Origin of the sequence: Kutzneria kofuensis (genome assembly GCF_014203355.1) — a bacterium.
Lineage (GTDB): Bacteria > Actinomycetota > Actinomycetes > Mycobacteriales > Pseudonocardiaceae > Kutzneria > Kutzneria kofuensis.
This window is the reverse complement of record NZ_JACHIR010000001.1, coordinates 6,346,649-6,372,449: the sequence shown is the minus strand read 5'-3', so window position 1 is coordinate 6,372,449 and position 25,801 is coordinate 6,346,649. Positions and strand designations below refer to the sequence as shown.

23 protein-coding genes are annotated in these 25,801 nt (G+C 70.9%); 13 read left to right on the top strand and 10 right to left on the bottom strand.

Annotated features, from left to right (window positions below; genetic code table 11):
* The first annotated feature begins 301 nt into the window (after window positions 1–301).
* The 3 genes from BJ998_RS29500 to BJ998_RS47745 all read left to right on the top strand — a co-directional run bounded on the left by BJ998_RS29500 (window position 302) and on the right by BJ998_RS47745 (window position 4,200).
* Window positions 302–802, top strand: coding sequence for a Uma2 family endonuclease (locus tag BJ998_RS29500; RefSeq protein ID WP_246488681.1), 501 nt, complete (start codon window positions 302–304; stop codon window positions 800–802).
* 34 nt (window positions 803–836) lie between these two features.
* On the top strand, window positions 837–1,052 hold the full coding sequence (locus BJ998_RS29495) for a hypothetical protein (protein ID WP_184866610.1): 216 nt from the start codon (window positions 837–839) through the stop codon (window positions 1,050–1,052).
* 202 nt (window positions 1,053–1,254) lie between these two features.
* Complete coding sequence (locus BJ998_RS47745) at window positions 1,255–4,200, top strand: S53 family peptidase (protein WP_246488680.1); 2,946 nt, start codon at window positions 1,255–1,257, stop codon at window positions 4,198–4,200.
* 45 nt (window positions 4,201–4,245) lie between these two features.
* Here the strand turns inward: BJ998_RS47745 and BJ998_RS29485 are convergent, their stop codons facing one another.
* Window positions 4,246–4,686 (bottom strand): L,D-transpeptidase, encoded by a 441-nt coding sequence (locus tag BJ998_RS29485; RefSeq protein WP_184866609.1) that lies wholly within the window; start codon window positions 4,684–4,686, stop codon window positions 4,246–4,248.
* Window positions 4,687–4,990: 304 nt separating this feature from the next.
* On the opposite strand from BJ998_RS29485, the gene BJ998_RS29480 reads away from it, so the two are divergent.
* Complete coding sequence (locus tag BJ998_RS29480) at window positions 4,991–5,284, top strand: hypothetical protein (protein ID WP_184866608.1); 294 nt, start codon at window positions 4,991–4,993, stop codon at window positions 5,282–5,284.
* Window positions 5,285–5,360: 76 nt separating this feature from the next.
* Here BJ998_RS29480 and BJ998_RS29475 read toward each other — a convergent pair whose 3' ends face one another.
* Window positions 5,361–5,783 carry a DUF4383 domain-containing protein gene (locus tag BJ998_RS29475; RefSeq protein ID WP_184866607.1) on the bottom strand — a complete coding sequence of 141 codons (423 nt, stop codon included), beginning with the start codon at window positions 5,781–5,783 and terminating at the stop codon, window positions 5,361–5,363.
* Window positions 5,784–5,917: 134 nt separating this feature from the next.
* On the opposite strand from BJ998_RS29475, the gene BJ998_RS29470 reads away from it, so the two are divergent.
* The 6 genes from BJ998_RS29470 to BJ998_RS29445 all read left to right on the top strand — a co-directional run bounded on the left by BJ998_RS29470 (window position 5,918) and on the right by BJ998_RS29445 (window position 10,192).
* Window positions 5,918–6,832 (top strand): ABC transporter ATP-binding protein, encoded by a 915-nt coding sequence (locus BJ998_RS29470; RefSeq protein WP_184866606.1) that lies wholly within the window; start codon window positions 5,918–5,920, stop codon window positions 6,830–6,832.
* On the top strand, window positions 6,832–7,548 hold the full coding sequence (locus BJ998_RS29465) for an ABC transporter permease (RefSeq protein ID WP_184866605.1): 717 nt from the start codon (window positions 6,832–6,834) through the stop codon (window positions 7,546–7,548). The genes BJ998_RS29470 and BJ998_RS29465 overlap by 1 nt, the downstream gene beginning before the upstream one ends.
* 6 nt (window positions 7,549–7,554) lie before the next feature.
* A complete protein-coding gene (locus BJ998_RS29460) occupies window positions 7,555–8,667 on the top strand; it encodes a sensor histidine kinase (protein WP_184866604.1) in 1,113 nt (370 codons plus the stop codon).
* Window positions 8,660–9,289 carry a response regulator gene (locus BJ998_RS29455; protein ID WP_184866603.1) on the top strand — a complete coding sequence of 210 codons (630 nt, stop codon included), beginning with the start codon at window positions 8,660–8,662 and terminating at the stop codon, window positions 9,287–9,289. The genes BJ998_RS29460 and BJ998_RS29455 overlap by 8 nt, the downstream gene beginning before the upstream one ends.
* A 79-nt stretch (window positions 9,290–9,368) precedes the next feature.
* Window positions 9,369–9,773 carry a hypothetical protein gene (locus BJ998_RS29450; protein ID WP_184866602.1) on the top strand — a complete coding sequence of 135 codons (405 nt, stop codon included), beginning with the start codon at window positions 9,369–9,371 and terminating at the stop codon, window positions 9,771–9,773.
* 44 nt (window positions 9,774–9,817) lie between these two features.
* Window positions 9,818–10,192, top strand: a complete 375-nt coding sequence (locus tag BJ998_RS29445) for an FKBP-type peptidyl-prolyl cis-trans isomerase (protein WP_184866601.1) — start codon at window positions 9,818–9,820, stop codon at window positions 10,190–10,192.
* Window positions 10,193–10,276: 84 nt separating this feature from the next.
* Here BJ998_RS29445 and BJ998_RS29440 read toward each other — a convergent pair whose 3' ends face one another.
* Window positions 10,277–10,822 (bottom strand): hypothetical protein, encoded by a 546-nt coding sequence (locus tag BJ998_RS29440; protein ID WP_184866600.1) that lies wholly within the window; start codon window positions 10,820–10,822, stop codon window positions 10,277–10,279.
* Between the two features lie 31 nt (window positions 10,823–10,853).
* On the bottom strand, window positions 10,854–14,867 hold the full coding sequence (locus BJ998_RS29435) for a HAMP domain-containing protein (RefSeq protein WP_246489641.1): 4,014 nt from the start codon (window positions 14,865–14,867) through the stop codon (window positions 10,854–10,856).
* 283 nt (window positions 14,868–15,150) lie between these two features.
* Here BJ998_RS29435 and BJ998_RS29430 point away from each other — a divergent pair, with 283 nt between their 5' ends.
* Window positions 15,151–16,692: a PP2C family protein-serine/threonine phosphatase gene (locus tag BJ998_RS29430; RefSeq protein ID WP_184866598.1), complete on the top strand. Its 1,542-nt coding sequence runs from the start codon at window positions 15,151–15,153 to the stop codon at window positions 16,690–16,692.
* Between the two features lie 18 nt (window positions 16,693–16,710).
* Here the strand turns inward: BJ998_RS29430 and BJ998_RS29425 are convergent, their stop codons facing one another.
* The 4 genes from BJ998_RS29425 to BJ998_RS29410 are packed head-to-tail and all read right to left on the bottom strand — an operon-like array spanning window position 16,711 to window position 21,550.
* Window positions 16,711–17,919 (bottom strand): D-alanyl-D-alanine carboxypeptidase family protein, encoded by a 1,209-nt coding sequence (locus BJ998_RS29425; protein ID WP_184866597.1) that lies wholly within the window; start codon window positions 17,917–17,919, stop codon window positions 16,711–16,713.
* Window positions 17,920–17,953: 34 nt separating this feature from the next.
* A complete protein-coding gene (locus tag BJ998_RS29420) occupies window positions 17,954–19,417 on the bottom strand; it encodes a hypothetical protein (protein ID WP_184866596.1) in 1,464 nt (487 codons plus the stop codon).
* A complete protein-coding gene (locus BJ998_RS29415) occupies window positions 19,414–20,469 on the bottom strand; it encodes an S-methyl thiohydantoin desulfurase family protein (RefSeq protein WP_184866595.1) in 1,056 nt (351 codons plus the stop codon). The genes BJ998_RS29420 and BJ998_RS29415 overlap by 4 nt, the downstream gene beginning before the upstream one ends.
* A 37-nt stretch (window positions 20,470–20,506) precedes the next feature.
* Entirely contained in the window at window positions 20,507–21,550 is a 1,044-nt protein-coding gene (locus tag BJ998_RS29410) for an aldo/keto reductase (RefSeq protein WP_184866594.1), read from the bottom strand.
* 91 nt (window positions 21,551–21,641) lie between these two features.
* On the opposite strand from BJ998_RS29410, the gene BJ998_RS29405 reads away from it, so the two are divergent.
* Together BJ998_RS29405 and BJ998_RS29400 are read left to right on the top strand one after the other, a co-directional pair.
* Window positions 21,642–22,196 carry a TetR/AcrR family transcriptional regulator gene (locus BJ998_RS29405; RefSeq protein WP_184866593.1) on the top strand — a complete coding sequence of 185 codons (555 nt, stop codon included), beginning with the start codon at window positions 21,642–21,644 and terminating at the stop codon, window positions 22,194–22,196.
* A gap of 55 nt (window positions 22,197–22,251) precedes the next feature.
* On the top strand, window positions 22,252–24,462 hold the full coding sequence (locus BJ998_RS29400; protein ID WP_184866592.1) for an RCC1 domain-containing protein: 2,211 nt from the start codon (window positions 22,252–22,254) through the stop codon (window positions 24,460–24,462).
* Window positions 24,463–24,502: 40 nt separating this feature from the next.
* On the opposite strand, the gene BJ998_RS29395 is transcribed toward BJ998_RS29400, so the two are convergent.
* Both BJ998_RS29395 and nudC read right to left on the bottom strand, forming a co-directional pair.
* On the bottom strand, window positions 24,503–24,931 hold the full coding sequence (locus BJ998_RS29395; protein WP_184866591.1) for a CBS domain-containing protein: 429 nt from the start codon (window positions 24,929–24,931) through the stop codon (window positions 24,503–24,505).
* 58 nt (window positions 24,932–24,989) lie between these two features.
* Complete coding sequence (gene nudC, locus BJ998_RS29390; protein ID WP_221338165.1) at window positions 24,990–25,790, bottom strand: NAD(+) diphosphatase; 801 nt, start codon at window positions 25,788–25,790, stop codon at window positions 24,990–24,992.
* Window positions 25,791–25,801: the final 11 nt, after the last annotated feature.

Genomic DNA, 25,801 nt, shown 5'->3' with positions numbered 1-25,801 from the left:
TCGGGCTATTGCCGGCAAAATCACCCGGACAGCCGCCGACCGCCCGTGCGGCGCAACGGTTGCCGCCGAATCGGCTACCGTGCGCAGCGCGCGGCGGTGATCATCGCGGCAACCAGGACCGGCGCTGTGCCGGTCGGGTCGCTAAACTCCGTCGGTTCAAGAGGATTTCGCGCGGAAGTCGCCTCTGTCCGCCGCGGGTACGCTGCCGGGCGGGTGGATCGTCGGCACGAGGAGGCTCACCATGGGAGATGTTCCTGCATTTCCCCACGGTAGGCCGCTGAGGCGGGCGGACCTGGAGGCGATGCCAGATGATGGGCACCGCTACGAACTCGTGGACGGGACGCTCGTCATGAGCCCGTCGCCCCGGCCACTGCACCAGCGCATCGTCGCGCGGCTGCTGATCGCGCTGACGATGAACTGCCCGGCGCACCTGGAGGTGCTGCCGGCCCCCGTCGATGTCGTGCTCGCCGACGACACGGTGTTCATCCCGGACGTCGTGGTCGGCCGGCGCGAGGACTTCACCCCGACGCACCTGGCCGGCGTGCCGGTGCTGGCGGTGGAGGTGCTCTCGCCCAGCACCCGGCTGGTCGACCTGAAACTCAAGCGGGCCAAGTACCAGGAGGCCGGCTGCCCCAACTACTGGGTGGTGGATCCGGCGGTGCCGGAGCTGCGCTGCCTGGCGCTGCGGGACGGGGTGTACAGCCAGATCGTGACCGCGGTCGGTGACGACATCGTCGAGGTGACGGAGCCGTTCTCGGCCATGCTCAGTCCCGCCCACCTGGTCGCACCGTACGGTCGCTGACCGCGTCGGAGTCGGTTTCCCGGCGGTTTTCCCGTTGCGCCCCATCGGGTTTGCGGTCGAACAGGCGGTGCAGGTGGATGATCTTGCGCGCCGGCTTCTCGGCGTCGCGCTGTGTTGCCATCGGTCCATGATGCCAATCGCGATCTTCGTTTCCGGCCGGATCGTGACCCTGAGCGACGACCGGCGGGCGGTGGTCGCCGAGCGGCCAGCGCCCGGTTCGGTCGAGCCGATCATTCGACGTCCGCGCTGATCACGTCGGTGAATTGGTCTGAACATCGGATGTCATCGCCCGTTTTGCCCGTTCTGTTGGCATCGTACGGCCACATCTGCCCGAAACACTCCGAGCCCTCTCTTGACGCATCGGCGCCGTCTCTCGTAGAAGTGAGAGCGGCTCGCCAGCGGCTCCGCCCCGCCCGAGCGGTCACGACACCGCCACAGGACGGAGTTCTCGCGTGCGCTTCACCGGACGCCGGCTGACAGCCGGCTTCGCCGCCGCCCCACTGGTTCTCGCGGCCGCCGCCGTGGTCACCCCGGTCGCCCAGGCCGCCACGCCGCCGGTCCGGCCCGGCGTCTACGCGCTGCCGACCGGGGACCAGGTGCGGATCCAGGGCGACCGCGCCGACTTCCTCCCCGCGCCGGGGCACAGCGCGGCCGCCGTCACGACGTGGCTGGACGGCCGCCCGACCGTCGTGCCGGCCAGCGCGATCGGTCACATCAGCTCGCTGGACGCGTTCGAGATCGGCGGGCCGAAACCCGCCGCCGCGCACCCGAACTACGTGATGGCGCCGCTGCACGTCACCGCCGTGGACCACGAGGGCAAGCCGGTGCAGGCGGCCGAGGTCGTCGTGATCAACACCGATGACCCGGGCCGGGCGATGTGGGACGGCCTGATGTTCACCGGCGATTCACGCATTGCCGTGCCGGCCGGGCATTACAGCGTCGCCGTCGCCGCCTTCGAGACCGACGCCAACGACAACCCGACCGAGACGGAACTCCTGTCGGTCACCGACGTCACCGTGCCGACCGCCGGCACCACGGTCGCTCTCGACGGCCGCAAGGCATCGCCGGTGTCGTTCACGACGCCGCTGCCCAGCGTCGAAAGCGCCACTGTCATCGGCTGGAGCCGCGGTCTCGGCACGAAGCTGGCCACCCTGGACATCGGTGCGCTGGCCGGGACCCGGTTCTACGTCGGCCAGGCGGCCAAGCCGAAGTACGGCACGCTGCAGTACTCCGCCGCCGGCCGCCGCGTGTCCCCCGCCGCCGCGATCGCCCCGTACAGCTACGCCCTGGCCGTGCCGAAGACGGACTCCATCGGCGCCAACCAGACCTACAACGTCGCCGCCTCGAGCCTGGCCACGATCGACAACACCTTCGTGACCGATCAGCCGAGCCAGAACGCCATCACCTGGGACGACTTCGTGCTGCACGGCCAGGGCCCCGGCAATCCGGCGCTGCCCAGCACGCCTTACGTTCCCGTACACGCGCCGAGCTCCGACCGGCACTACGTGTCGACGGACGCCTCCTTCGACTACGAAGGCACTTTCAACCCCAACGGCAGCCCCTACACCAACCTTCAGCGCACACTGGCGCTCAAGCCCGGCCAGCACGTGTCGCTGACCTGGCGAGGCGGCGTGATCACGCCGACACCGTCGACTGTGGACGGTCCGTGCTTCCTCTGCCGTGACGGCGACACCCTGCACGGCATCGGCGTGATGGACACCGATTTCTCCGGCGACATCGGCCAGTGGAGCGACGGTCCGACCACGCTGTCCGAGGACGGCAAGCAGATCTACAGCGGCGGCACCGAGGGCTACGAGTTCGACCAGAAGCTGGCCGCCGGCAGGCACCACTACGTCTACGCCATCGACGCGACGCACGGCACCGACACCACCGCCCTGTCCACACACACCCAGATCGCCTGGGGCTTCGACTCCACCACGTCGACCGGTCCAGTACCGATCCTGTTCGCCGGCGCGGGTTTCAGCGAGGACAGCCACGACAACATCGCACCCGGCAAGGCAACTGTGTCGCTCACCTTCCACCACCAGTCCGGCGCGGCCGATTCGGACGTCGCCGCCGTGACCGCCGATGTCTCTTACGACGACGGCAAGACCTGGCAGCCGACGGCCGTCACGCTGACCGACGGCCACCACGCGCGCGGCGCCTTCACCGTGCCCGCCGAGACCAAGCCCGGCTACCTGGCGGTGCGGTTCCATGCCGTCGACAAGGCCGGCAGCATCCTGGACGAGACCGTGCACAACGCCGCCCTGGTCAACGCCCCGAACGGCATCGCCACGGCACCGTCCGATGAGGACACCATTCCCACCGCCGGCGCCCATCCCGTGTGCGCCAACGCACAGCGTGGCCACGCTCGCTGCCTTGCCCTCGCCGCCGCGGCCAAGTGGCAACCGTCCGCGGCCAAGCTGCCGGACGGCCTCTCGCCGGCCGACCTCAAGTCCGCGTACAACATCCCGGCCGACGCCAAGCACGGCACCGTCGCGATCGTGGACGCGAACGGCGACGACACCGCCGAGGCCGACCTCGCCGTCTACCGCCAGACCTACGGGCTGCCGGCCTGCACGATCGCCAACGGCTGCCTGACGCTCCTCAACCAGAACGGCAAGACCGCCCCGCTGCCGCCGGTCGACCCGGAGGACGACTGGACCGACGAGATCTCGCTGGACCTGGACATGGTCAGCGCCGTATGCCCGGCCTGCCACATCGTTTTGGTGGAGGCCAACAGTTCCGACACCGTCGACCTGGCCAGGGCCGAGACGGCCGCCACTGCCTCGGGCGCGGTCGCGGTGTCGAACAGCTTCGGCGGCGACGAGAGCACCAGCTCGATGTCGCACGCCGCCGACTTCGCCAAGCCAGGTGTCGCGATCACCGCATCCAGCGGTGACTCCGGCTTCCTGGAGGCCAGCTGGCCGGCGTCGCTGAGCACGGTGATCTCCGTCGGCGGCACCACGCTCACCAAGGCCGGCAACGCCCGCGGCTGGACCGAGTCGGCGTGGCAGAAGGCCGGCTCCGGCTGTTCCGGTTACGTGGCCAAGCCGTCGTGGCAGAAGGACAAGAACTGTCCGAACAGGACGATCGCGGACATCTCGGCGGTCGCCGACCCGGCCACCGGTCCCGCCGTCTATTCCAGCGGCGAGTGGTACGTCTCCGGCGGCACGAGCGCGTCCTCGCCGATCATCGCGTCCATGATCGCGCTGGCCGGCAACGCCGCGAAACTGGGCAACGCCAAGTACATCTACCAGCACACCAGCGCGCTGAACGACGTGACGACCGGCAGCAACAAGCACTGGGACTGCGGCGGTGACTACCTGTGCACCGCCGGCACGGGATACGACGGCCCGACCGGCCTCGGCACGCCCAACGGACTCGGTGCCCTGTAAGGAAAAACGCTCGGGGCGCGCGGTTCGCGCGCCCCGAGCGTCGAATCACGGCACCACCTGAACCACGTCACCCGGCTTCAGGCTGTTGTAGAACGTGGCGGCCGCGGTGTGCGAGAGGTGCACGCACCCGTGCGAGGGCTCGCTCAGGCTGCCCTCGTGGAACGCGTCGCCCCCGTTGAAGAACACCGAATACGGCATCGGCGCGTTGTTGAAGATGGTGCTGCGGTGGTGCAGATCCTTGAACGTCACGCGGAAGGTGCCCGGATCCGTCGGCGCGCTCGCCATGCCGGGCATCGCCGGCACCGGTCCGTAGGTCACGACTCCGCCGCGCATCAGCCACGCCTGGTGTGTCGACAGGTCGACGCACGCCCGCGCGGCCGCGGAACACGGGGCCGACGGCGCGGCCTGAGCCGGCGTCGCCATCGCCCAGACGGCACACCCAGCGGCGATCGCCGCACCGGTAGCCAACTTCACTGTACTGGTCATCAGTTTTCGCCTCCGTCCTCGATGGAGGACTACCCCTGCTCGCCCGGCGAAAACATGGGGATCGCACGGCGGTATGGGCGCGCACCCCCGACCTGTGCGCGCCCATATCCGTTCCCGCACCCGAATTCGGTGTGCCCAATCAGGCCGACCGGCAAACCAGAAAATTTCCCGTCGCTGTCAAGTGCTTTGACCACCGGGGTTCAGTGGTCCACAAAGGACAGTGGCGTGCCTGGGGCTGCGACGCGGGTGAGACGGCGCTAGCGTGGCCCATTCCGGACCGGAACCGACGTCGAACGGAGAATCCATGCTCACGCTCACGCCGACCGCCGTGGAGGTCGTGCGCAGTCTGACCAGCGACGACGGCGTGCCCGAGGGGACCGGGCTGCGCATCGCCAACCAGAACGGCCGTCTCGCGCTCGCCCTGGCTCCCCAGCCCGACGACGCCGACCGAGTCATCGCCGGCGAAGGCGCACGGCTGTTCCTGGACGACTCGGCCGCCGCCTATCTCGACGACAAGATCCTGGACGCCAATGTGGACGACCAGGGCAACCCGACGTTCACCCTCGCCACTCAGCAGCCGCCGACGGCGACCATGTAGCGTCCCGGGCAGAACGTGCGAACGCCACGTGTGCGGCCCGTCGGGCCGTCACACGTGGCGTTGCGCTTTTCGGCTGTCAGTGCCGGTCGGAGCCCATGAACGGGGCCGCGACCAGCAGCGCGCAGATGGCGCTGACGGTCAGCACCACCAGGTGCAGGATGTGGTCGGCCAGGTTCAGGCCGAGCGAGTCCGGCTGGGCCACGCCGTAGCAGAACAGGCCGCTGAAGATCGCGAACTGGAGCAGCGCCCACGGCGCGGTCAGCCTGCGCACCAGCGTGCTCAGCGCGCCGATCGCGCCCAGGATCACCAGCAACAGGCTGTGCAGCGGGCTCAGCTGCAGGCCGATGACGTTCGCGTCCGGCGTGGTGTCGCCGAGCGAACCGCCGTGCCCGGAAACCAGCCCGACGACGCCGATGACGGCGACGAGCACGCCCACCACCGCGAAGATCAGTCGCGGCACGCGCGAGTGGTCGACCATCTCCTCCGCCTTTCGGGACATCAGTGGATCTCAGGCGGGATCCTCGCACAGTCCGCGCGGGCGCTCGTGCCGACCCCGGCATCCACCGATCGGTTGACCCCGGCCCGACAGCCCGGTCGATCCCGCGGCGTGGCCTGCGCGGCGACGCTTTTCCCATGACCGTCATCGAGGTGGACCGGCTCCACAAACGTTATCGGGATCACGTCGCCGTGCACGACGTGTCGTTCACCGTCGAACGAGGAGAGATCTTCGGCGTGCTCGGTCCCAACGGGGCCGGCAAGACCACCACCGTGGAATGCGTCGAGGGGCTGCGGGTGCCCGACGGCGGCGCCGTACGGGTGCTCGGATTGGACCCGCACCGCGACCACGACGCCCTGCGCACCCGCATCGGCGTGCAGTTCCAGGAGAGCCAGCTGCCCGAAAAGATGCGCGTACGGGAGGCTTTGCAGCTCTACAGCTCCTTCTACGCCGACCCGGTGGACTGGCGACGGCTGCTGGACGACTGGGGCCTCCAGGACAAGGCGAACACCCCGTTCGGCAAGCTCTCCGGCGGCCAGAAGCAGCGCCTGTTCATCGCGCTGGCACTGGTCGGCAACCCGGAGATCGCCGTGCTCGACGAGCTGACCACGGGCCTGGACCCGCAGGCCCGTCGGGACACGTGGGGCCTGGTCGAGGACATCCGCGGCAAGGGCGTCACCGTGTTGCTCGTCACGCATTTCATGGCCGAGGCCGAGCGGCTGTGCGACCGGATCGCGGTGATCGACCGCGGCCGTGTGGTCGCCCTGGACACGCCGGCCGGGCTGGTGTCGTCGGTCGCCGCCGAGCAGCGCATCCGGTTCCGGCCGAGCGTGCCCGTGCCGGACGGGCTGCTCATCGACCTGCCGGAGGTCACGTCGGTGCGCCAGGTCGGGCCGCAGCTCCATGTCACCGGCACCGGCGACGTGCTGCAGGCCGTCACGTCCGTGCTGGCCCGGCACCGGATCGTCGCCGCCGACCTGCGGGTGGAGCAGGCCAGCCTCGACGACGCCTTCGTCGCACTGACCGGCCGGAAGCTGGAGGAGACGCACTGATGAGCGCCCAGACCCGCATCGCCGTCTCGGAACTGCGCCTGTACCTGCGCGAGCCGGCCGCCGTCGCGGCCACGCTCGGCCTGCCGCTGCTGATCATGGTGTCCTTCGGGCTGATCGTGACGCCCGGCGACGACCCGATCTACACCTACTTCCCCGGCCTGGCGATCTCGTTCTCGCTGGCCATCCTGTCGCTGAACCTGCTGCCCACGATCCTGGCCGGCTACCGGGAGAAGGGCATCCTGCGCCGCCTCCACACCACGCCCGTGCACCCGTCGAAGGTCCTGATCGGACAGCTGCTGGTCAGCTCGGCGGTCGCCGTGGCGATGGCGGTCGTCGTGGTGGCGGCCGGCCGGATCATCGGCTACCCGCTGCCGGGCCAGCCGCTGGGCTTCGTGCTGGCGTTCGTGCTCGGCGCGCTGTCGCTGTTCTCGGTCGGCCTGCTGGTGGCCGCGATCGCGCCGACGGCCCGGATCGCCACCGCGATCGGCATGTTGCTGTTCTTCGTCAACATGTTCACCGGCGGCGTGTTCACGCCCCGCGAGGCGCTGCCCGGCTTCCTGAACCGGATCGGCGACTTCATGCCGCTGGGCGCGACGATGCAGGCGGTGCGCGACTCGTGGGACGGGCATTTCCCGCAGCTGCCGCATCTGGTCGTGCTGGCTACCATCACGGTGGTGTTCGGGCTCGCCTCGGCCCGGCTGTTCCGCTGGGAGTAGCTCGTCATGACCGAGAAGGACCGGTTGATCTTCTGGGTGAGCAGCTACGCGCTGCTGGCGGTGTCCACTCTGCTGGCGCTGACCGTGCCGATGAACGACACCCACCAGTCGGTGCCGGTCACCCTCGCGCTGGCCGGAGCCGCCGCGTTGTGGCTGTTGTGGACGGTGTGGGGCGTGCCGCGGCAGCCGGTCCTCTACTACGTCGTGCTGCTGACGCTCATCGTCGCGCTGGTGTGGGCCAACTCGTGGTACTCGGTGTTCGGCGCGATCGGCTTCGGGCAGGCGCTCGGCTTGCTGCCGCCGCGCTGGATCGCGGTCGGTTTCGGCGCGCAGACCGCGCTGACCGTGCTGGTGCAGGGGCCCGAGGCGCCGGGCTGGGTGGTGCTGATCAACGTGATCGTGCCGATGGTGTGGGCCGGCGTGGCGGTCGGCCGGCAGACCGAGAAGCACCAGCGGATCAGCGAGGAGCTGGCCGCGGCGCTGGCCGAGAACACCGGCCTGCACGAGCAGTTGCTGGTGCAGGCCCGGGAGGCCGGCGTGCTGGACGAGCGGCAGCGGATGGCCCAGGAGATCCACGACACGCTGGCGCAGGGACTGGCCGGCATCATCACGCAGTTGCAGGCCGCCGAGCAGACCGGTGACCGCACGCACGTGGAGAAGGCCACCCGGCTGGCTCGGGAGAGCCTGACCCAGGCGCGCCGATCCGTGCAGGCGCTGCGGCCGGAACCGTTGGAGGACAACAGATTGGTCGACGCGGTGGCGGAACTGGCCGAGGGCTGGTCGCGGGACAGCGGTGTGCCGGCGACGATGTCGACGGAGGGCCGGCCGCGGCCCGTGACCCCGGACCGGGAGGTGGCGCTGTTCCGGGTGGCGCAGGAGGCGCTGGCCAATGTCGCCAAGCACGCCAAGGCTTCCCGGGTCGGCGTGACGCTGTCCTATTTGGACGACCAGGTGGTGCTGGATGTCCGGGACGACGGCTGCGGGCTGGCCCGTGGACGGGACGGCGGCTTCGGGCTGACCGTGATGCGGCAGCGGATGGACGGCGTCGGCGGCACCCTGGCCATCGAGTCGGAGCCGGGCGCCGGCACCGCGATCTCGGCGAGCGTGCCCGGTGAGTGACCCGATCCGGCTGCTCATCGTCGACGATCATCCGGTCGTGCGGAACGGGCTGCACGGCATGTTCGCCGGCGACCCCGAGTTCGAGGTCGTCGGCGAGGCCGCCGACGGCGCCGAGGCCGTCGCCTACGCGCGGTCGCTGGACCCCGATGTCGTGCTGATGGACCTCCGTATGCCGGGCATGGACGGCGTAGCGGCGATACGAAAGCTAGCGGCGCTAGCAATCCGGGCAAGGGTCCTGGTCCTCACCACCTACGACACCGACAGCGACGTTCTGCCCGCCATCGAGGCCGGCGCCACCGGCTACCTGCTCAAGGACACCCCCCGGGCCGAGCTGCTCCGCGCGGTTCGCGCCGCCGCCCGCGGCGAGGCCGTCCTGTCCCCCACCGTCGCGACGAAGCTGCTGGGCCAGGTCCGGGCCCCGGCCAAGGACGACCTCAGCAAGCGTGAGCTCGAAGTCCTAGCACTGATAGCAAAGGGAGCGACCAACCGGGAGGCCGCCGCCCAGCTCTTCATCAGCGAGGCCACGGTCAAGACCCACCTGCTCCACCTCTATGCCAAGCTCGGGGTCTCGGACCGGGCGGCGGCTGTGGCGACGGCCTTCGCTCGGGGGCTGCTGCGCTGAGTCGAGTGGCAATGCCCCACCCCGATCTCGGCTTTGGCGGCGGGTCGATCGCCGTATGGTCGGCCGTGGGGGAGACGCCATGCCAACACTGGTCTTCATGCTCACCATCGCGACCGTCGTCCTCTGGGGAGTGGCGGCGCTCCTGGTCTGGCTCAGGCTGCCGCCGCCCCGCCAACCGGTCGCGGTCGCCTATCTCGCGGTGCCGGTCGTGGCCCTCACCTTCGTCGCGTTCGGCGGCGAAGCCGTCGGCGACGTGGTCATGGGCCTTGCCGCGGTGGTGGGGCTGGTGTTGTGGCTGGACACCGGGCTGCGGCCGGAAGAGGCGATCGAGTTCCACGAGGAGGAGCCGGAGCGGATCACGCACCGCACCGGCGAGCTGCTGATGCGCCGGCAGCTGAGCGTGGTGGGCGCGACGGCGCTGCTGATGGTGATCCTGATCATCACGCTCCCGTGGCTCCGGGACGTGCAGTGGCTGACCCGGTGACCGATAGGGTGGGCCCACCTGAAACATGTGAGGAGAGCTCCGCCATGGCGCTGGAAAAGCCCGTAGTCGACCCGTACGACGGCGACGCCCCGGCCGACCTGGTCATCGAGGACATCACCGTCGGTGAGGGCCCCGAGGCCACCCCGGGCCAGACCGTGAACGTCCACTACGTCGGCGTCGCGCACTCGACCGGCGAGGAGTTCGACGCCTCCTGGAACCGCGGCCAGGCGTTCCAGTTCCCGCTCGGCGGCGGCCGGGTCATCCAGGGCTGGGACCGCGGCGTCGCGGGCATGAAGGTCGGCGGCCGGCGCAAGCTGGTCATCCCGCCGCACCTCGGCTACGGCGACCGCGGCGCGGGCGGTGTGATCAAGCCGGGCGAGACCCTGATCTTCGTGGTGGACCTCCTCGGCGTGAACTGACCCCAGGTCAGCGTTCGGAACGGACCATTCCTCAACTCCGAGTTGAGGAATGGTCCGTTCCGAACATCAGGGGGTTGACAGGGGCTAGGTGGCAGGGTATTGGGTCGCCCAGCGTTCCAAGGTCTCGAAGTCCTCGTCACGGAGGCCGAGGCGCGGATCCACCCAGTGCAGCAGCGCCGGCCCCGCGTGGTGTGTGGCCACCCACTCCCGGTCGGCGGGCGCGATCTCGTCGTCGACCCAGGCGAACGGCCGCCCGGCGGCCCAGTCGACGATGTGCCGGGTCTTCCAGTGGATGCCGTCGGGGTCCTCCTCGTGCCCCCGCGGCCAGTCCAGCCACGGCAGCTCGGGCAGCTGCAGCGGCGGCCCGATCCACTCGTTGGCCTCGTCCTGCCACGTCGTGGCCCACACCAGGTCGTACGGCAGCGCGAGCAGCCGGGCGCCGTGCCCGGCGTTCAGCCACACCCGCAGCGGCCGCACGAACGCCTCGGGGCGGTGCCGGTTGGCGGCGATCCACGATCTGGGTTTGGTCCGGTACGTGCTGTAACCGTCGGGCCGCCGGTTCCGGTCGGCCATGTACGGGTTCAGCGGCCCGTCCACGTCCAGCAGCAGAACCGGCCGGCTGGCGCCCACCCCCCGACCCTAGGCACCGCGACAGCGGGTGTCACGCCTGCTGCTGTTGATCCACGGACTGGTCGACGTCGTAGTCCAGATATGCCCCGATCAGGTTGAGCAGCAGGTCGGTGTCGACCGGTTTCGTCACGTAGTCGTTCGCACCGGAGGCGAGGCTCTTCTCCCGGTCCCCCTTCATCGCCTTGGCGGTCACGGCGATCACCGGCAGGTCGGCGTGGGCGGACATGTCCCGGATCGCCGCCATGGTGGCGTTGCCGTCGAGCTCGGGCATCATGATGTCCATCAGCACGAGGGCGATGTCGTCGTACTGCTCCAGCGCCCTGATCCCGGCCACGCCGTTGTCGGCGAACACGACGTGCAGCCCGTGCAGCTCCAGCACGGTGCTCAGGGCGAACACGTTGCGCAGGTCGTCGTCGACGATGAGCACCTTCTCGCCGTGGAACCGCGGCGCGGTCGGCGACGGGACGGTGACCGTCGGAGTCGGGTCCTCGACCAGCACTGACTCCTCGAGCTCGTCCACCTCGGGCAGCTCGGAGGCGGCGGCCAGCAGCGCGGGCGGCGGCGTCACCGGCAGGCACAGCACGAAGGCGCTGCCCTGGCCGGGGGTGCTGCGCACCTGCAGCTCGCCGCCGAGCAGGTGGGTGAGCTCCCGGCTGATGGACAGCCCCAGCCCGGTGCCGCCGTACTTGCGGCTGGTGGTGCCGTCGGCCTGCTGGAACGCCTCGAAGATGACGCCGAGCTTGTCCGACGGGATGCCGATGCCGGTGTCCTCGACCGAGAACGCGATCCGCGCCGGCGCGGCGCGCAGCGTGGACCGCCGCACCTGGCTCGGCTCGACCTGCTTGATGGTGAGCCGGATGCTGCCCTCCTGGGTGAACTTCACCGCGTTGGACAGCAGGTTGCGCAGGATCTGCTGCAGCCGCTGCACGTCGGTGTGCAGCTCGTCGGGCACGTCGGTGTCGACGGCGACGGAGAAGTCCAGCCCCTTCTGCCCGGTCAGCGGCCGGCACAGCTTCTCGACGTAGTCCACGAGGTCCACGACGGACACCGTGGTCTGCTCCAGCTGCAGGTGACCGGCCTCGACCTTGGCCAGGTCCAGGATGTCGTTGATCAGCTGCAGCAGGTCGCTGCCGGCGGCGTGGATGGTGCGGGCGAACTCGACCTGCTTGTCGGAGAGGTTGCCCTCCAGGTTGTCGGCCATCAGCTTGGCCAGGATGAGCAGGCTGTTCAGCGGTGTGCGCAGCTCGTGCGACATGTTGGCCATGAACTCGGACTTGTAGCGGGACGCGAGCGCCAGCTGCTGGGCGCGTTCCTCCAGCTCCTGGCGGCCCTGCTCGATCTCGGTGTTCTTCAGTTCGATGTCGCTGTTCTGCCGGGCCAGCAGCGCCGCCTTCTCGGCCAGCTCGGCGTTGGACCGCTGCAGCTCCTCCTGCTGCGCCTGCAGCTGCTCGGAGCGGGCCCGCAGCTCCTGGGCCAGCCGCTGCGACTCGGTGAGCAGCGCGTCGGTGCGGGAGCTGGCCTGGATGGTGTTGACGGTGACGCCGATCGTTTCCTTGAGCTGTTCCAGCAGGTCACGGTGCACGTTGGTGAACTGGCCGACCGAGGCCAGCTCGATCACGCCGAGCACCTTGCCCTCGAACAGCACCGGCAGCACGATCACGTCCGACGGCGGCGCCGAGCCCAGCCCCGAGGTGATCTTGATGTAGCCGGGCGGCGCGGACGTCATCCGGATCGTCTTCTTCTCCACCGCGGCCTGCCCGACCAGCGACTCCCCCAGCGCGAACCGCGGGTGGTGGCCGCCTGCGGGCACGCCGTAGCCGGCGGCCCGGGTCAGCACGTCCCCGTCGACCAGGAAGAACAGGCCCTGCTGGGCGGAGACGAGCGGGGCGAGCTCGCTCATGATCAGCGACGCCAGCTCGGCGACGTCCCGCTGGCCCTGCATGAGACCGGACAGCCGGGCCAGGTTGGTCTTGAGCCAGTCCTGTTCCCGGTTGGCCGTGGTGGTCTCCATCAGGTTGCCGATCATCCGGTTGATGTTGTCCTTCAGATCGGCCATCTCGCCGCGGGCCTGCACGGTGATCTGCCTGGTCAGGTCGCCCGCGGTCACCGCCGTGGCGACCGCCGCGATCGCCCGCACCTGCGTGGTCAGGTTGCCGGCCAGCTCGTTGACGCTCTCGGTCAGCCGCTTCCACGCGCCGGTCACGCCGACGACCTCGGCCTGGCCGCCCAGCTGTCCCTCGGTGCCGACCTCGCGGGCGACGCGGGTGACCTCGTCGGCGAAGCCGGACAGCTGGTCGACCATGGTGTTGACGGTGTTCTTCAGCTCCAGGATCTCGCCGCGCGCGTCGACGTCGATCTTCTTCGACAGGTCGCCGCGGGCCACGGCCGTCGTGACCTGGGCGATGTTGCGGACCTGGCTGGTCAGGTTGTCCGCCATGAAGTTGACGTTGTCGGTCAGGTCCTTCCACGTGCCCGCGACACCGGGCACCCGGGCCTGGCCGCCCAGCATTCCCTCGGTGCCGACCTCGCGGGCGACCCGCGTGACCTCGTCGGCGAACGCGCGGAGCGTGTCCACCATGCCGTTGATCGTCGCGGCCAGCGCCGCGACCTCGCCGGCCGCCTCGACCACGATCTTCTTGGACAGGTCGCCGTCGGCGACGGCCGCCGCCACCCGGGCGATCGAGCGCACCTGGCCGGTCAGGTTGTGCGCCATGACGTTGACGTTGTCGGTCAGGTCCTTCCACGTGCCGGCGACGCCGCGCACGGTCGCCTGACCGCCCAGCTTGCCCTCGGTGCCGACCTCGCGGGCGACCCGCGTGACCTCGTCGGCGAACGCGGAGAGCTGGTCGACCATCGTGTTGATGGTGTTCTTCAGCTCCAGGATCTCGCCGCGGGCGTCGACGGTGATCTTCTGCGACAGGTCGCCCTTCGCCACCGCCGTCGTCACCTGCGCGATGGACCGCACCTGCGACGTCAGGTTGCCGGCCATGAAGTTCACCGAATCGGTGAGATCTCGCCACGTGCCGGCCACCCCCGGCACCGTCGCCTGGCCGCCCAGCCGGCCCTCGCCGCCGACCTCGCGGGCGACGCGGGTGACCTCCGCCGCGAAGGAGGAAAGCTGGTCCACCATCGTGTTGACGGTGTTCTTCAGCTCGAGCATCTCGCCCTTGACGTCCACGGTGATCTTCTGCGACAGATCGCCCTTGGCCACCGCGGTCGTCACCTGCGCGATGGACCGCACCTGCGACGTCAGGTTGGCCGCCATGAAGTTCACGTTCGCCGTGAGGTCGCGCCAGATGCCGGCGACGCCCGGAACCGTGGCCTGGCCGCCGAGAATGCCCTCGGCGCCGACCTCGCGGGCCACCCGGGTGACCTCGTCGGCCAGCGCGGAAAGCTGGTCCACCATGGTGTTCACGGTGTTCTTCAGGCCGAGCATCTCCCCGGAGACCTCGACGGTGATCTTCCGGCTGAGGTCGCCGTCGGCCACCGCCGTCGTCACCTGGGCGATGTCCCGAACCTGGGCGGTGAGGTTGCCCGCCATCAGGTTCACGTTGTCGGTGAGATCCCTCCAGATTCCGGCCACTCCGGGCACGACGGCCTGGCCACCGAGCTTGCCCTCGGTGCCCACCTCCCGGGCTACCCGCGTCACCTGCTCGGCAAACACCGAAAGTTGCTCGAGTAGCCCGTTGACCGTCGCGCAGAGCTGAGCGGCCTCGCCGCGCAGCGGTTGTCCGTTGCGGTGCGAGGACATTCGCTGCGAGAGGTCGCCCTCGGCGACGGCCGCGAGCACCCGGCTCAGCTCCGTCGTCGGGTACAGCAGGTCCTCCAGCACCAGGTTCACCGACTGGCGGGCCACCGCCCAGCCGCCGGTGAACGGCTCCGTCGACAGCCGCTCGCCCACCCCGCCACGCAGGGCGGACAGCTCGCCGACCAGGTCCTGGTTGCGCTCCACGATCTCGTTGAAGACCTCGGCGACGCGGGCGGCCGTGCCGTCGCCGACCGGGGTCAGCCGACGGCGGAAGTTGCCGTCCCGCACGTCGCGCATCGCGCTGAGCAGGCGGTCAAGGAACACGTCATCGCCGGCGGACTGCCTGGTCCCGACCGGCAGCGAGGTGGTGTCCACGTCGGCCTCCCTCGAATCGGCTGCCATCGAATAGCGTGTCGGTGACCGCTAGCCTGCCACGAGACGAGCAATGGTGAGCAGCCGAGTGCGCCGGGCTAGTCTGGGAACGCAAACCGGCCAGGAGTCTGGAGGTGGCGCGGTGGTCGACCGGCACTCCGCACCCGGGATTCCCGTGCCGACCAGATCGGGACCGACCGGAACGAGGTTGGACGGAATACCCCTGAGCAGGCAGGAAACCGTCGGCGCCGCCGTGTGGCAGGCGCTGCTGGACGCTGCCGACAAGGCGGTGCTCGTGCAGGACGGCCGCGGCCAGGTGCGCGTGGTGAGCCGGCGGGCGGCCGAGCTGTTCCCCGATCTGCGGCCCGGTGTCGAATTGGCCGGTGTGGCCGGTTTCACCGGTTCGGAGCAGGGCGAGGTCGACACGACGTGCCAGGGCGTGCCGTGGCGGTGGACACCCACCCGATTGGACGCCGACCACGTGGCATGGCACGGTGATCCGGCCGAGCCGGAGGAGCCGTGGTGCGAAAAGTGCGCGCAGGCACGGTTTCTGGCCAACAGCAGCCGGCTGCTGGGCAGTTCCCTGCGTCGCGACCAGACTTTGCGCAGCATCGTGCAGCTCGCCGTGCCGACGCTGGGCGACTGCTGCGCCGTCGTGCTGCCCGCCAAGCGCGGTCGCGTCGAGTGGTGGCGGTACACCCGGGGCGGTGACACCGAGCACGGCCGAATGGGTCAGCACGCGCTGCGTTCCGTCACCGCACTAGCCGAGGCTTTCTCAGGTTCCGCGACCAAGCCGATGCCCGGCCACCCCGTCGCCGGGGCGCGGCTGGACTGGTTGCTGGCCGGCGGTTCCGCCGCGCCCGACAACGTGGTCGTCGTCCCGCTGCGGCACGAGGGCCTGGACGCCGGGGCATTGGTGTTGGCCAACAACGATTCCCGTGACGAGCAGTTCGAGATCGTGCGCGACTACGCCAGCCGGGCCGCCGCCGCGTTGAGCTCCGCGCACTCGTACAGCGAGCAGGCGCGGGCCACCGAGGCCCTGGAGTCCAGCCTGCTGCCCACGCCGCTGCCCGAGGTGCCCGGCGTGGTGTGGTCGGCGTGCTACCGGCCGGCGCAGAGCACCATCCGGGTCGGCGGCGATTTCTACGACGTGTACCCGGAATCCGACGGCCGGGTCCTGTTTCTGCTCGGCGACGTCTGCGGCAACGGCGTCGAGGCCGCCACCCTCGCCGGCCGCATCCGGCACACCGTCGAGGCCCTTCGCCTCGTCGAGACCGAGCCGACGAAGCTGTTGCACCTGTTGAACAAGGCCATCCTCACCAGCGCCGACAACCGTTTCGCCACCCTGGTCGTCGGCGTGCTGGAACGCCTCGAGTCCGGTTCCCTCCGCGTCCGGCTGGCCTCCGGCGGCCATCCCTCCCCCGTCGTGCTGCGCGCCTCCGGCGCCGTCGAGGAGATCACCGTGCCCGGCACCCTCGTCGGCGTGCTGCCCGATCCCCACTTCGGCGAGGCCAGTGTCACTCTTTCGGCCGGAGACGTCTGCATGCTGTACAGCGACGGCGTCACCGAGGCCCGTGGCGGCAACGACGGCCGGGAGCAGTTCGGCGCGCACCGGCTCAACGAGGCCGTCGGCTCCGGGGTGGGTATGCCCGCCGGGGACCTCACCCGGCATGTCGAACACCGCCTGGACGACTGGCTCGCCGGCCGCGACCACGACGACGTGGCCCTGCTGGCCCTGCAAGCGGTGTAGAACCCCGGCGAGCCGGGGTCAGGTGTGGCGCCGCCGGCGCATGCCCGCGTAGACGACCCCACCGAGTACCAACAACAACGCCACCACGGCCAGGGCGGTGGAGATGCTGAAGCCGGCGTCGCCGGACTGGCCGGAAGCCAGCACGTGCTGGGACTCGCCCGGCGGTGGGGCGGCGGTGGTGACGGTGGGCTTGGCGGTGGGGTCGGCGTCGACCAACTGACCGACGGGCTGAGCGCCGGAGGACTTGAGGGAGAAGCCGTAGTCCATCATCGGCGCGGACTGCGAGTACATCGCCGTCACGGGACTCATGGTGCCCCGCATCCCGACGAAGACGATCCGGGTGCCGTTGCGCTGCGCGGCATTGATGTACGTGTGCAGGGCGTCGTCGGTGTAGCCGGTCTTGCCGCCGAGGTCGCCGTCGTAGTTGTACAGCAACGGGTTGTCGTTGCCGACGACGAAGCCGGGCTTGTCGCGCCAGCCGGGGAACTGGATCTGCTGGGTGGACACGGCGTCGGCGAAACGCTTGTCCTGCATGGCAAGCCGGAACAGCACGGCCAGGTCGTAGGCGGAGGACATCATGCCGGGGCCGTCCAACCCGGCCGGCGTCGCGGTCCGGGTGTCCAGGGCGCCGACGCTGTGGGCGAGAGCGTTCATCTTGGCCACGGTCTTGTCGACGCCGCCGAGCTGGGTGGCGAAGGCGTACGCGCAGTCGTTGCCGGAGTGCATGAGCAGCGCATGGAACAGCTGGTCGTTGGTGTACTTGCCGTCGGGCCCCATGCCGACGCGCGTGCCGTCCTGGTTGGCGTCGTCCCAGGTGCCGGTGACGACGGTGTCCATCTTCAGCTCGCGCATGACGACCAGAGCCAGCAGCACCTTGATCAGCGACGCCGGGCGCTGCCGGGCATGCGGGTCCCGGGCGGCCAGCACCTGGCCGGTGTCGAGGTCGGCGAGCACCCACGACTCGAACTGGTTGCCGGGCGGCTGGCCGGCGCCGGGCGGCAGCACGAGGCCGCACTCGGTCATCCGCGAACCGCCGACAGGCTGCTTCGGCACGGGCACCGGGGCCGGCGGCTGCTGACCGGGCGCCGGATTCTCGGACGAGTCGACGGGCGGCGGCGGGGCGGTCCGGAAGTCGCAGCCGGCCGGGTCGGCGGCCGCTGCCGGCGCCACAACCGTGCACATCAGCACGAAAAGGGCAACCAGCAGGCGCAGCAGTCGTCGAGGCACAGGGCAGGGTAGCCGGATTTCCGGTCGCTCCGTGTCAACTCCGCTCGTATGTGCGCCGCCAGCCGACGCGCGGCGGTCCCTCGGCGCGCACACGCAGCACCATGGTGGGCTCGCTGACGTAAGGAACCGTCGACTCCTCGACGTCGGTCACGGCGACCGTCGCGGGATCGGCCCCGGCGTGCACGGCCGCGGCTCGCGCCTGCTCCTTCACGCGGTGACGAATGTCGTCGCCGTGCGGGCTGTTGGCGCTGAACATCCGCACCGCCTCGCCGCTCACGGGCGCGACCGCCACGCCGACGGCCGCGGCGGCGTCCGCCCGCGGCGGGCAGCACACGAGCGTCGTGCCCGGCAGCGGCCCCGGCAGGGTGTCCACGAGCTTCTCCGCGCCCGGACCGATCACCAGCAGCGGCAGGTCCCGTGGCGAGCTCTTGGCCCGGTCGACGGCCTCGGCCAGCTGCGGCAGCCCGCACCCGGTCCCGCCGATCGGCGGCGTGGTCGGCACGAGGGCGACCGTCCGCAGTCCCGTCTGCACGCCGGCGATCACGGTGGAGCCGGCGGCGAGCTGGGCCGACCCGGCGGTCACCGAGCACACGGCCGTCGGCTCGCCGTCGACGTCGGTGAAGGCGACAAGCGCCTCCGGCTCGCCGGCCAGCAGCGCGGCTCCCCGCGCGCCGACCGCCGCCGCGGCGCCGTGCATGAGCAGCGGCCGGGTCAGGGCGTAGTCGACGGTCATGATCGACCCGTCGTTACGGGCGAGGAACGGCTCGGCGTGCGAGAGGCCGACGTCGACCAGGGCACGGCGCAGCCGGTGCGCCGCACCCCAGGCCCGCCGGATCAGCGCGGCCTGCAGCACCGTGGCGTTCTCGCGCTCCAGCAGCCCGGAGCCGCTCATCTCGTGGGAGAGCAGGATCGGCACCGAGTCGCCGAGTTCGGCGCGCAGCAGGCCGGCGGCGGCGAGTTCGTGCCCGGGCGCGACGGCGGCGAACACGCTGCTCACCGCGACCGCGTTGACCTTGCCGGCGATCTTCCGCGCGAACGCCACCAGCCCGGCGGTGTCGAGCGGCTCGAAGTCGGTGCCGTCCAGCCGCGCCCCGCCGGCGACGCACGCCTCGGCGATCGACACCGTGGCACGGAACGACGCCGGCCAGCCGGCCAGCGGCGGCAGCGAGGTCGTCGCCGCCCCGAGCCGCACGACGGCGACCGGCCCCAGCTGCCCCGGCCACCGCCGCCAACCGGCTTCGGCGCCGGGCAGCCCGGCCAGGCCGTCGATCTCGCTGACGCCGACCATCACCTGCTGGATGTGCTCGAGGTCGACGCCCCGCGGCCCGGCCTGCGCCATCAGCTCGTCGACGACCACCGGCAGCACGGTCGTGACGGTCGCGGTCGGCGTCGGCCGCTCGATCGAGGCCAGCACGGTGCCGTCGCTCTCGACGACGGCCGCCGCGAACCGGTCGCGGTGCATCGAGATGCCGAGCCGGCAGCTCCGGTCGGGGGTCATGACGCGGCCACCGGTCGGTACGGCAGGTCGAGGCCGAACGCCGCCGGCCCGACCAGGTCGAGCCCGGCCGGCGTGCGCCACACGTCCGGGCACGGCAGCGCCACCGCCACCACGCGCTGGCCGTAGCGCAGTTCACCGGCGCCGAGCGCCTCGCCGGTGTACGTGTCGAAGACGGTGATGATGTCCGGCACGGTCGCGAGCACCTCGCCGTCCTCGATGACGGCGAGGTATTCGTGCCCGGCCTCCAGCCGCAGCGTGCGGCCGCTGTCCGCGCCGGTGCCCTCGATCGTCGCCGGCGTGTGCCGGCCGGGCTCCGGCAGCGCCGCGGTGACCCGGCCCTCGGCGATCAGCAGGCCGTCGAACTCGGCGACGATCGCCCGCGCCGCATCCGGCACGGACGCCGCCTCGCCGATCAGCTCGCCGATTCGCAGCGCCTTGCCGACGGAGCCGGTGATGACGGCGTCGGCGACCTGGTCGACCGTCATCACGTACTCGCTGCTCACGCCGCGGTCGCCGAAGCCGACGACCACCGAGCGGGCCATCCGCTCCGCCCAGCCGTCGCCCGCGTGCACGGCGACGACGCGGTCGTGCTCGTCGGCCAGGACGACGGGGTCCGGGGTGACGCCGGCCAGGTGCATCGCCACCCGGGACATGCCGGGGAACGCCCGCCCCATGCCGTCCGCGTCCAGCATCGGCAGGCCGGCGTGGGCGGCGAGCGCGACCGACGCGGCGCCGTGGAAGCCGCCGATCTCGTTGCACAGCATGGCCACGACCGGCTTGCCGAAGTGCCGCTCGATGTGCACGCGGATGGTGGCGGCCTCGCGGCAGGTGCCGATCCGCTCCGCCCCGATCGCCGGCGCGCCGAGGAACGTGCACGGCATCACCAGGCCGTCCGGGGGCAGCTCGGCCGGCTGCACCACCTGGACCGGGCCGGTCAGCTCGACGGCGTGGGCGGCCAGCGGCAGCGCATAGCGCGCCTGCCCTCCACCCCCGCCCCCGAGCGCGTCGCAGCCCCGCGCGAAGTCGCGCAGGCGTCCCCCGGCCAGGTGCATGCCGCGATGGTAATCACCCGGCGACGGAGCGCCAGTCTCAGGCGGCCGAACGGGTTGCGACGGGCCGTCGCCGCAACGAGATCTCGCTGACCTCACGGGGCGTGTAGAAGGAGTCCTCGGCGTTGATCGCGGTGCCCGGCGCGACCACTTCGTCGATCCGGTCGAGCGTCTCGTCGTCCAACACGAGGTCCGCGCCGGCGAGCAGGTCGTCGAGCTGCTCACGGGTACGCGGGCCGATGATCGCCGACGTCACGCCCGGGTGGGCGATGCTGAAGGCCATCGCCAAGTGCGTCAGCGAACAGCCGGCGTCCGCCGCGATCTTGGCCAGCTCCTCGACCGCCTCGGCCTTGCGCACGTTCGCCGGCAGCGCCTGGTCGTACATCGCGGGCACGATCTTGGCCCGACCGGTGCTCATGTCGACGCCGTTGCGGTACTTGCCGGCCAGCCAGCCCATCGCCAGCGGGCTCCACACCAGCACGCCCATGCTGTAGCGCTGGGTCGTCGGCAGCACCGCCGTCTCGATGGTCCGGTTGAGGACGGAGTACGGCGGCTGCTCGGTGCGCAGCCGTTCGAAGCCCCGCCGCTGCGAGGCCCACTGCGCCTCCACGATCAGCTCGGCCGGGAACGTCGACGAGCCGAACGCCCGGATCTTGCCGGCGCGCACCAGGTCGGTCAGCGCGGACAGGGTCTCCTCGATGTCGGTGTCCGGGTCGGGCCGGTGGATCTGGTAGACGTCGATGTAGTCGGTGTCCAGCCGGCGCAGGCTGTTCTCCACCTCGTGCATGATCCAGCGGCGTGACGCGCCCTGGTGGTTGACGTCCTCGCCCATCTTGCCGTGGAACTTGGTGGCCAGCACGACGTCGTCGCGCCGGCCCTTGATCGCCTTGCCGACGATCTCCTCCGACTCGCCGGCCGAGTAGACGTCGGCGGTGTCGACGAAGTTGATGCCGGCGTCCAGCGCGGCGTTGATGATCGCCGCCGCCTCGTCGTGGTCGGAGTTCGCCCAGGCGCCGAAGTTCATGGCACCGAAGCAGTACGGGCTGACCTTGATCCCGGTCCCGCCCAATACCCGCATCTGCATCTCGTTCGTCCCCTCTGCGTTCAGAGTTGCAACATCAATGTAGCGACATTGCCAAAAGTTGCAACCCGGAGTTGCCGCATACCATGGTCACGTGACCCGACCGCTGCGTGCCGACTCCGAACGGACGGTGCGCGCCATCCTCGACGCCGCCGACCGGGTGCTGGCCGAGAACCCGGCCGCGACGCTGCAGCAGATCGCCGACGCCGCCGGCGTCGCGCGCACCACCGTGCACCGGCGCTTCGCCAGCCGCGAGGCGCTGCTGGACGCGCTCGTGCAGGACATGTTGGAGCAGATGGAGGCGGTGATCGACGACAGCCGGCCGGACACCGCGCCGCCGCTGGTCGCGCTGCACGAGCTGAGCGCCGGCTACATCCGGGTGAAGAGCCGCTGGCGGATCGCCGACGCCCATCCCTCCGCCGCGCACGAGGACGTCGTCGAACGGATCAAGGCCAAGAACCGCGCCCTGTTCCAGCGGCTGGCCGACACCGGCACCATCGCCCCGGACACCGACCTCGACTGGGCCATCCGGGTCTTCTTCGCGCTCCTGCACGAGGCGATCGAGCGGCGCGCGGCCACCGGCAACGAGCCCGACACCCTCGCGGCGCTGGTCACCTCCACCCTGGTCGGTGGGCTGCGCGGGGTGTGACCGCCGCCGTACAGTGCACGCAGGTCGGGGACGTTTCACGTCTAGGGGGCTCTACGTGCGGATCTCTGCGGTTGTCGCCTGCGCGCTGTTAGCGGGCGTCACATTGGCGCCGGCGACGGCATCGGCGGCGACGAGTCCCGGCGCCGGCAACGGTTTCACGGCGGTCACGCCGACACGGGTGCTGGACACCCGCGACGGTTCCGGGCCGGTGGGCGACGACGCGTCGCGGCCGCTGGACCTGTCGGCGGCCGTGCCGGCGGACGCCACCGCGGTGCTGTTGAACGTGACGGCGGTCGACGCCACCACCAACACCTTCATCACCGTGTACCCGGACGGCGCGCCACTGCCGATCACCTCGAACGTGAACGTGGTGCCGGGCCGGGCCATCCCGAACGCCGTCACCGTCGAGCTGCGGGCCGGTCACAAGGTCGATCTGTACAACCGCAACGGTTCCGTGCAGCTCGTCGTCGATCTGGAGGGCTACTACTCGCCGTCCGCGACGACCGGCCTGACCGCGCAGAACCCGTCACGAGTGCTCGACACCCGCAACGGCATCGGCGCGATCCGGGCCGATTCGACGTACACGCTGGACCTGTCGGGCAGCGTTCCGGCCAACGCGACGGCGGTCGTGCTCAACCTGACCGGCACCAACGCGACCACCAGCACCTTCGTCACGGCGTGGCCGCATGGTGCGCCGCGGCCCGGCACCTCCAGCCTGAACGTGACGCCCGGCCTCGACACGCCGAACGGCGTCACTGTCCCGCTCGGCGAGGGCCGCAAGATCGACCTGTACAACCGGTTCGGCTCCGTGGATCTCGTCGCCGACCTCACCGGCTACTACGCGCCGACCTCACCGGCCACGTTCAGCACGGTCATCTCGTCGCGGGCCATCGACACCCGGACCTCGACCCCCGTCACCGGCACCGCCCGCAGCGTCGACCTGTCCGGCGTCATTCCGCCGACCGCGACCGCCGTGGTGCTCAACCTGACCGCCACCAACCCGTCCAGCAACACCTTCGTCACGGTTGCGCCGCACGGCTCGCCCAAACCGAACGCCTCCACCCTCAATCTCGTCGCCGGCCAGACCGTGTCCAACTCGGCCACCGTCGCGGTGAGCGCCGATGGGCAGATCGACCTGTACAACGCCTGGGGCACAGTGGATGTCATCGTCGACGTCTACGCCTACTTCGCGCCGCCGTTCACGTGCACCCAGGGTTGTGTCTACGGCTGGGGTTCCGGCTACCTCGGCACCCGCCGCAACGTGACCACGCCCGCGCCGACGCCGACGCCGGTCTTCGGCCTCGACCATGTCACCATCGTCGACAGCAACGGCGGCTCGACCCTGGCGCTGCGCAGCGACGGCACCGTGTGGGCCTGGGGCGGCAACGGTTTCGGCCAGCTCGGCACCAACGCCAGCTGCGCGCTGGCCGGGCCGGCGGCTGATGTCGACTGTCACTCGGATGTGCCGGTGCGTGTGCCGGGCCTGAGCAACGTCGAGGCCGTCGTCGCCGGCCGGCACAGCGGCTACGCGCTCCGTTTCGACGGCACCGTCTGGCAGATCGGCACCTCGCTGCGGCAGGTGCCCGGCCTGAGCGGCATCACCGCGATCGCCGGCGGCGACACCACCCACTACGCGCTGCGCAACGACGGCACGGTGTGGGCGTGGGGCGCCAACTACGGCGGCGAGCTCGGCATCGGCACCGCCAACGACGTCCCAGCCACCACTCCGGTGCAGGTGCACAACCTGTCCGGTGTCCGGCGGATCTCCGTCGCCCCCACGGATGACACCGGCTCCGGTGACACCGCCTTCGCGGTGCTGGCCGACTACAGCGTGGCGGCGTGGGGCCCGGACGCCAAGGCCTACAGCACCGGCGTCGCCACCGCTGGGCCGGCCTACGAGCCGGTGCCGGTGCCCGGCCTGTCCAACATCGACTCGACCTCCGGCACACATGCGCGGGGCAACAACGGCACGGTGTTGTCGTGGGGCCGCAACGACGCCGGCCAGCTCGGCAACGGCACCACAGGCTTCGATCTCCAGGCCACGCCGGTGCCGGCCAGCATCGGCCCGGTCATCGCGCTCGCCACCCACGTCCCGGGCGCGGTCCGGGGCGACGGCACCGCCTGGACCTGGGGCGACAACACCTTCGGCCAGCTCGGCAACGGCACGGTCGGCGGCGCGGTCGCCACACCGGCGCCGGTCGTCGGCCTCACGTCGATCTCCGCGCTCACCGGCAGCGACACGCAGGGCTTCGCGCTGCAAAGGTGAGAAAGCAGGCGCCGGCCCAGCACGCGGGCCGGCGCCGGGTTCAGCCCTGGATGATGTACTGCTCCAGCTGGGCCTGCTCCTCCTGGAGCTTGCTGATCTGGCGCTTCACCACGTCGCCGATGCTGACGATGCCGGCCAGCCGGCCGTTGTCCAGCACCGGCACGTGCCGGATGCGCCGCTCGGTCATGAGCACCGACAGGGTCTCGACGGTGTCGTCCGGCGTGCAGGTGAACACCGAGGTGGTCATGATCTCCGACACCGGCCGGTCCAGCAGCGCCGGGCCGCGCTCGGCGAGCCGCCGGACCACGTCGCGCTCGGAGACGATGCCGGCCACCCCCTCGGGCGTCAGCACGACAACCGCGCCGATGTTGTGTTTGGCCAGTTCACCGACCAGCTCGGTGACCGTGGTCCATGGTGGCACGGTGGCCACGCTCGACCCTTTGCTCCGCAGGACGTCCGCGATCCGCATCGTGCTCGCCTCCGTTCGGCGCAGGGGCTGCCTTGACCGCTCAGATTAGTGGTCGGCGTCACAAAGCGCGCGGGGTCGAGAGCCATGTTTCGATCAAGTGGGCGCCGATCGAGTCCCGCAGCCGGGGCATGTGCTGCTCGCGGACCTGCTCCCGGGTCAGCCAGCGGGCCTCGGCCAGCTCCTCGCCGTCGACGTTGATGACGTCGGAGAGCGCGACCGCCCGGAACGCGACCATCAGACCGGCCGGGAACGGCCACGGCTGCGAGCCGACGTACGACACGTCACCGACGGCGACGCCGGCCTCCTCGGCGACCTCCCGCCGCACCGCGTCCTCCAGGCTCTCGCCGAGCTCGACGAAGCCGGCCAGGGTGGAGAACCGGTCCGCCCGCGCGTTCCGGCCGAACAGCGCCCGGTCGCCGTGTTCGACGAGAACGATCACCGCCGGCTCGATCCGCGGGAACAGCTCCCGCCCGCAGTCGAGGCAGTCCCGGACGTTGCCGCCGTGCCGGGGCCTGGTCCCGCCACCGCACGCGCCGCAGAACCGCTGGTTCCGGTTCCAGTGCAGCAGCGCCTTGGCGTACACCAGCATCGCCGACTCCTGGGCGCTGACGTCACCGAACAGTGCCCGCACGTCCACCGTGGACGCCGGCTCCTCGGCCAGCTCCACCGCGAACGCGCCGTCCTCACCGTCGAGGCCGAGGAACACCTCCTCGCCGTGGGGCTCGCTGTCCGGCGCGTACCGGTCCTGCCAGAACGGCAGCACCCGGGCGCCCGGCCGGGCCCGCAGGGCGGCGATCCAGTCCGGATCGGACCGACGGTCACTGGCACGGTCGAGCCGCAGCCCGCTGTAGGGGATCACCGGACCGATCG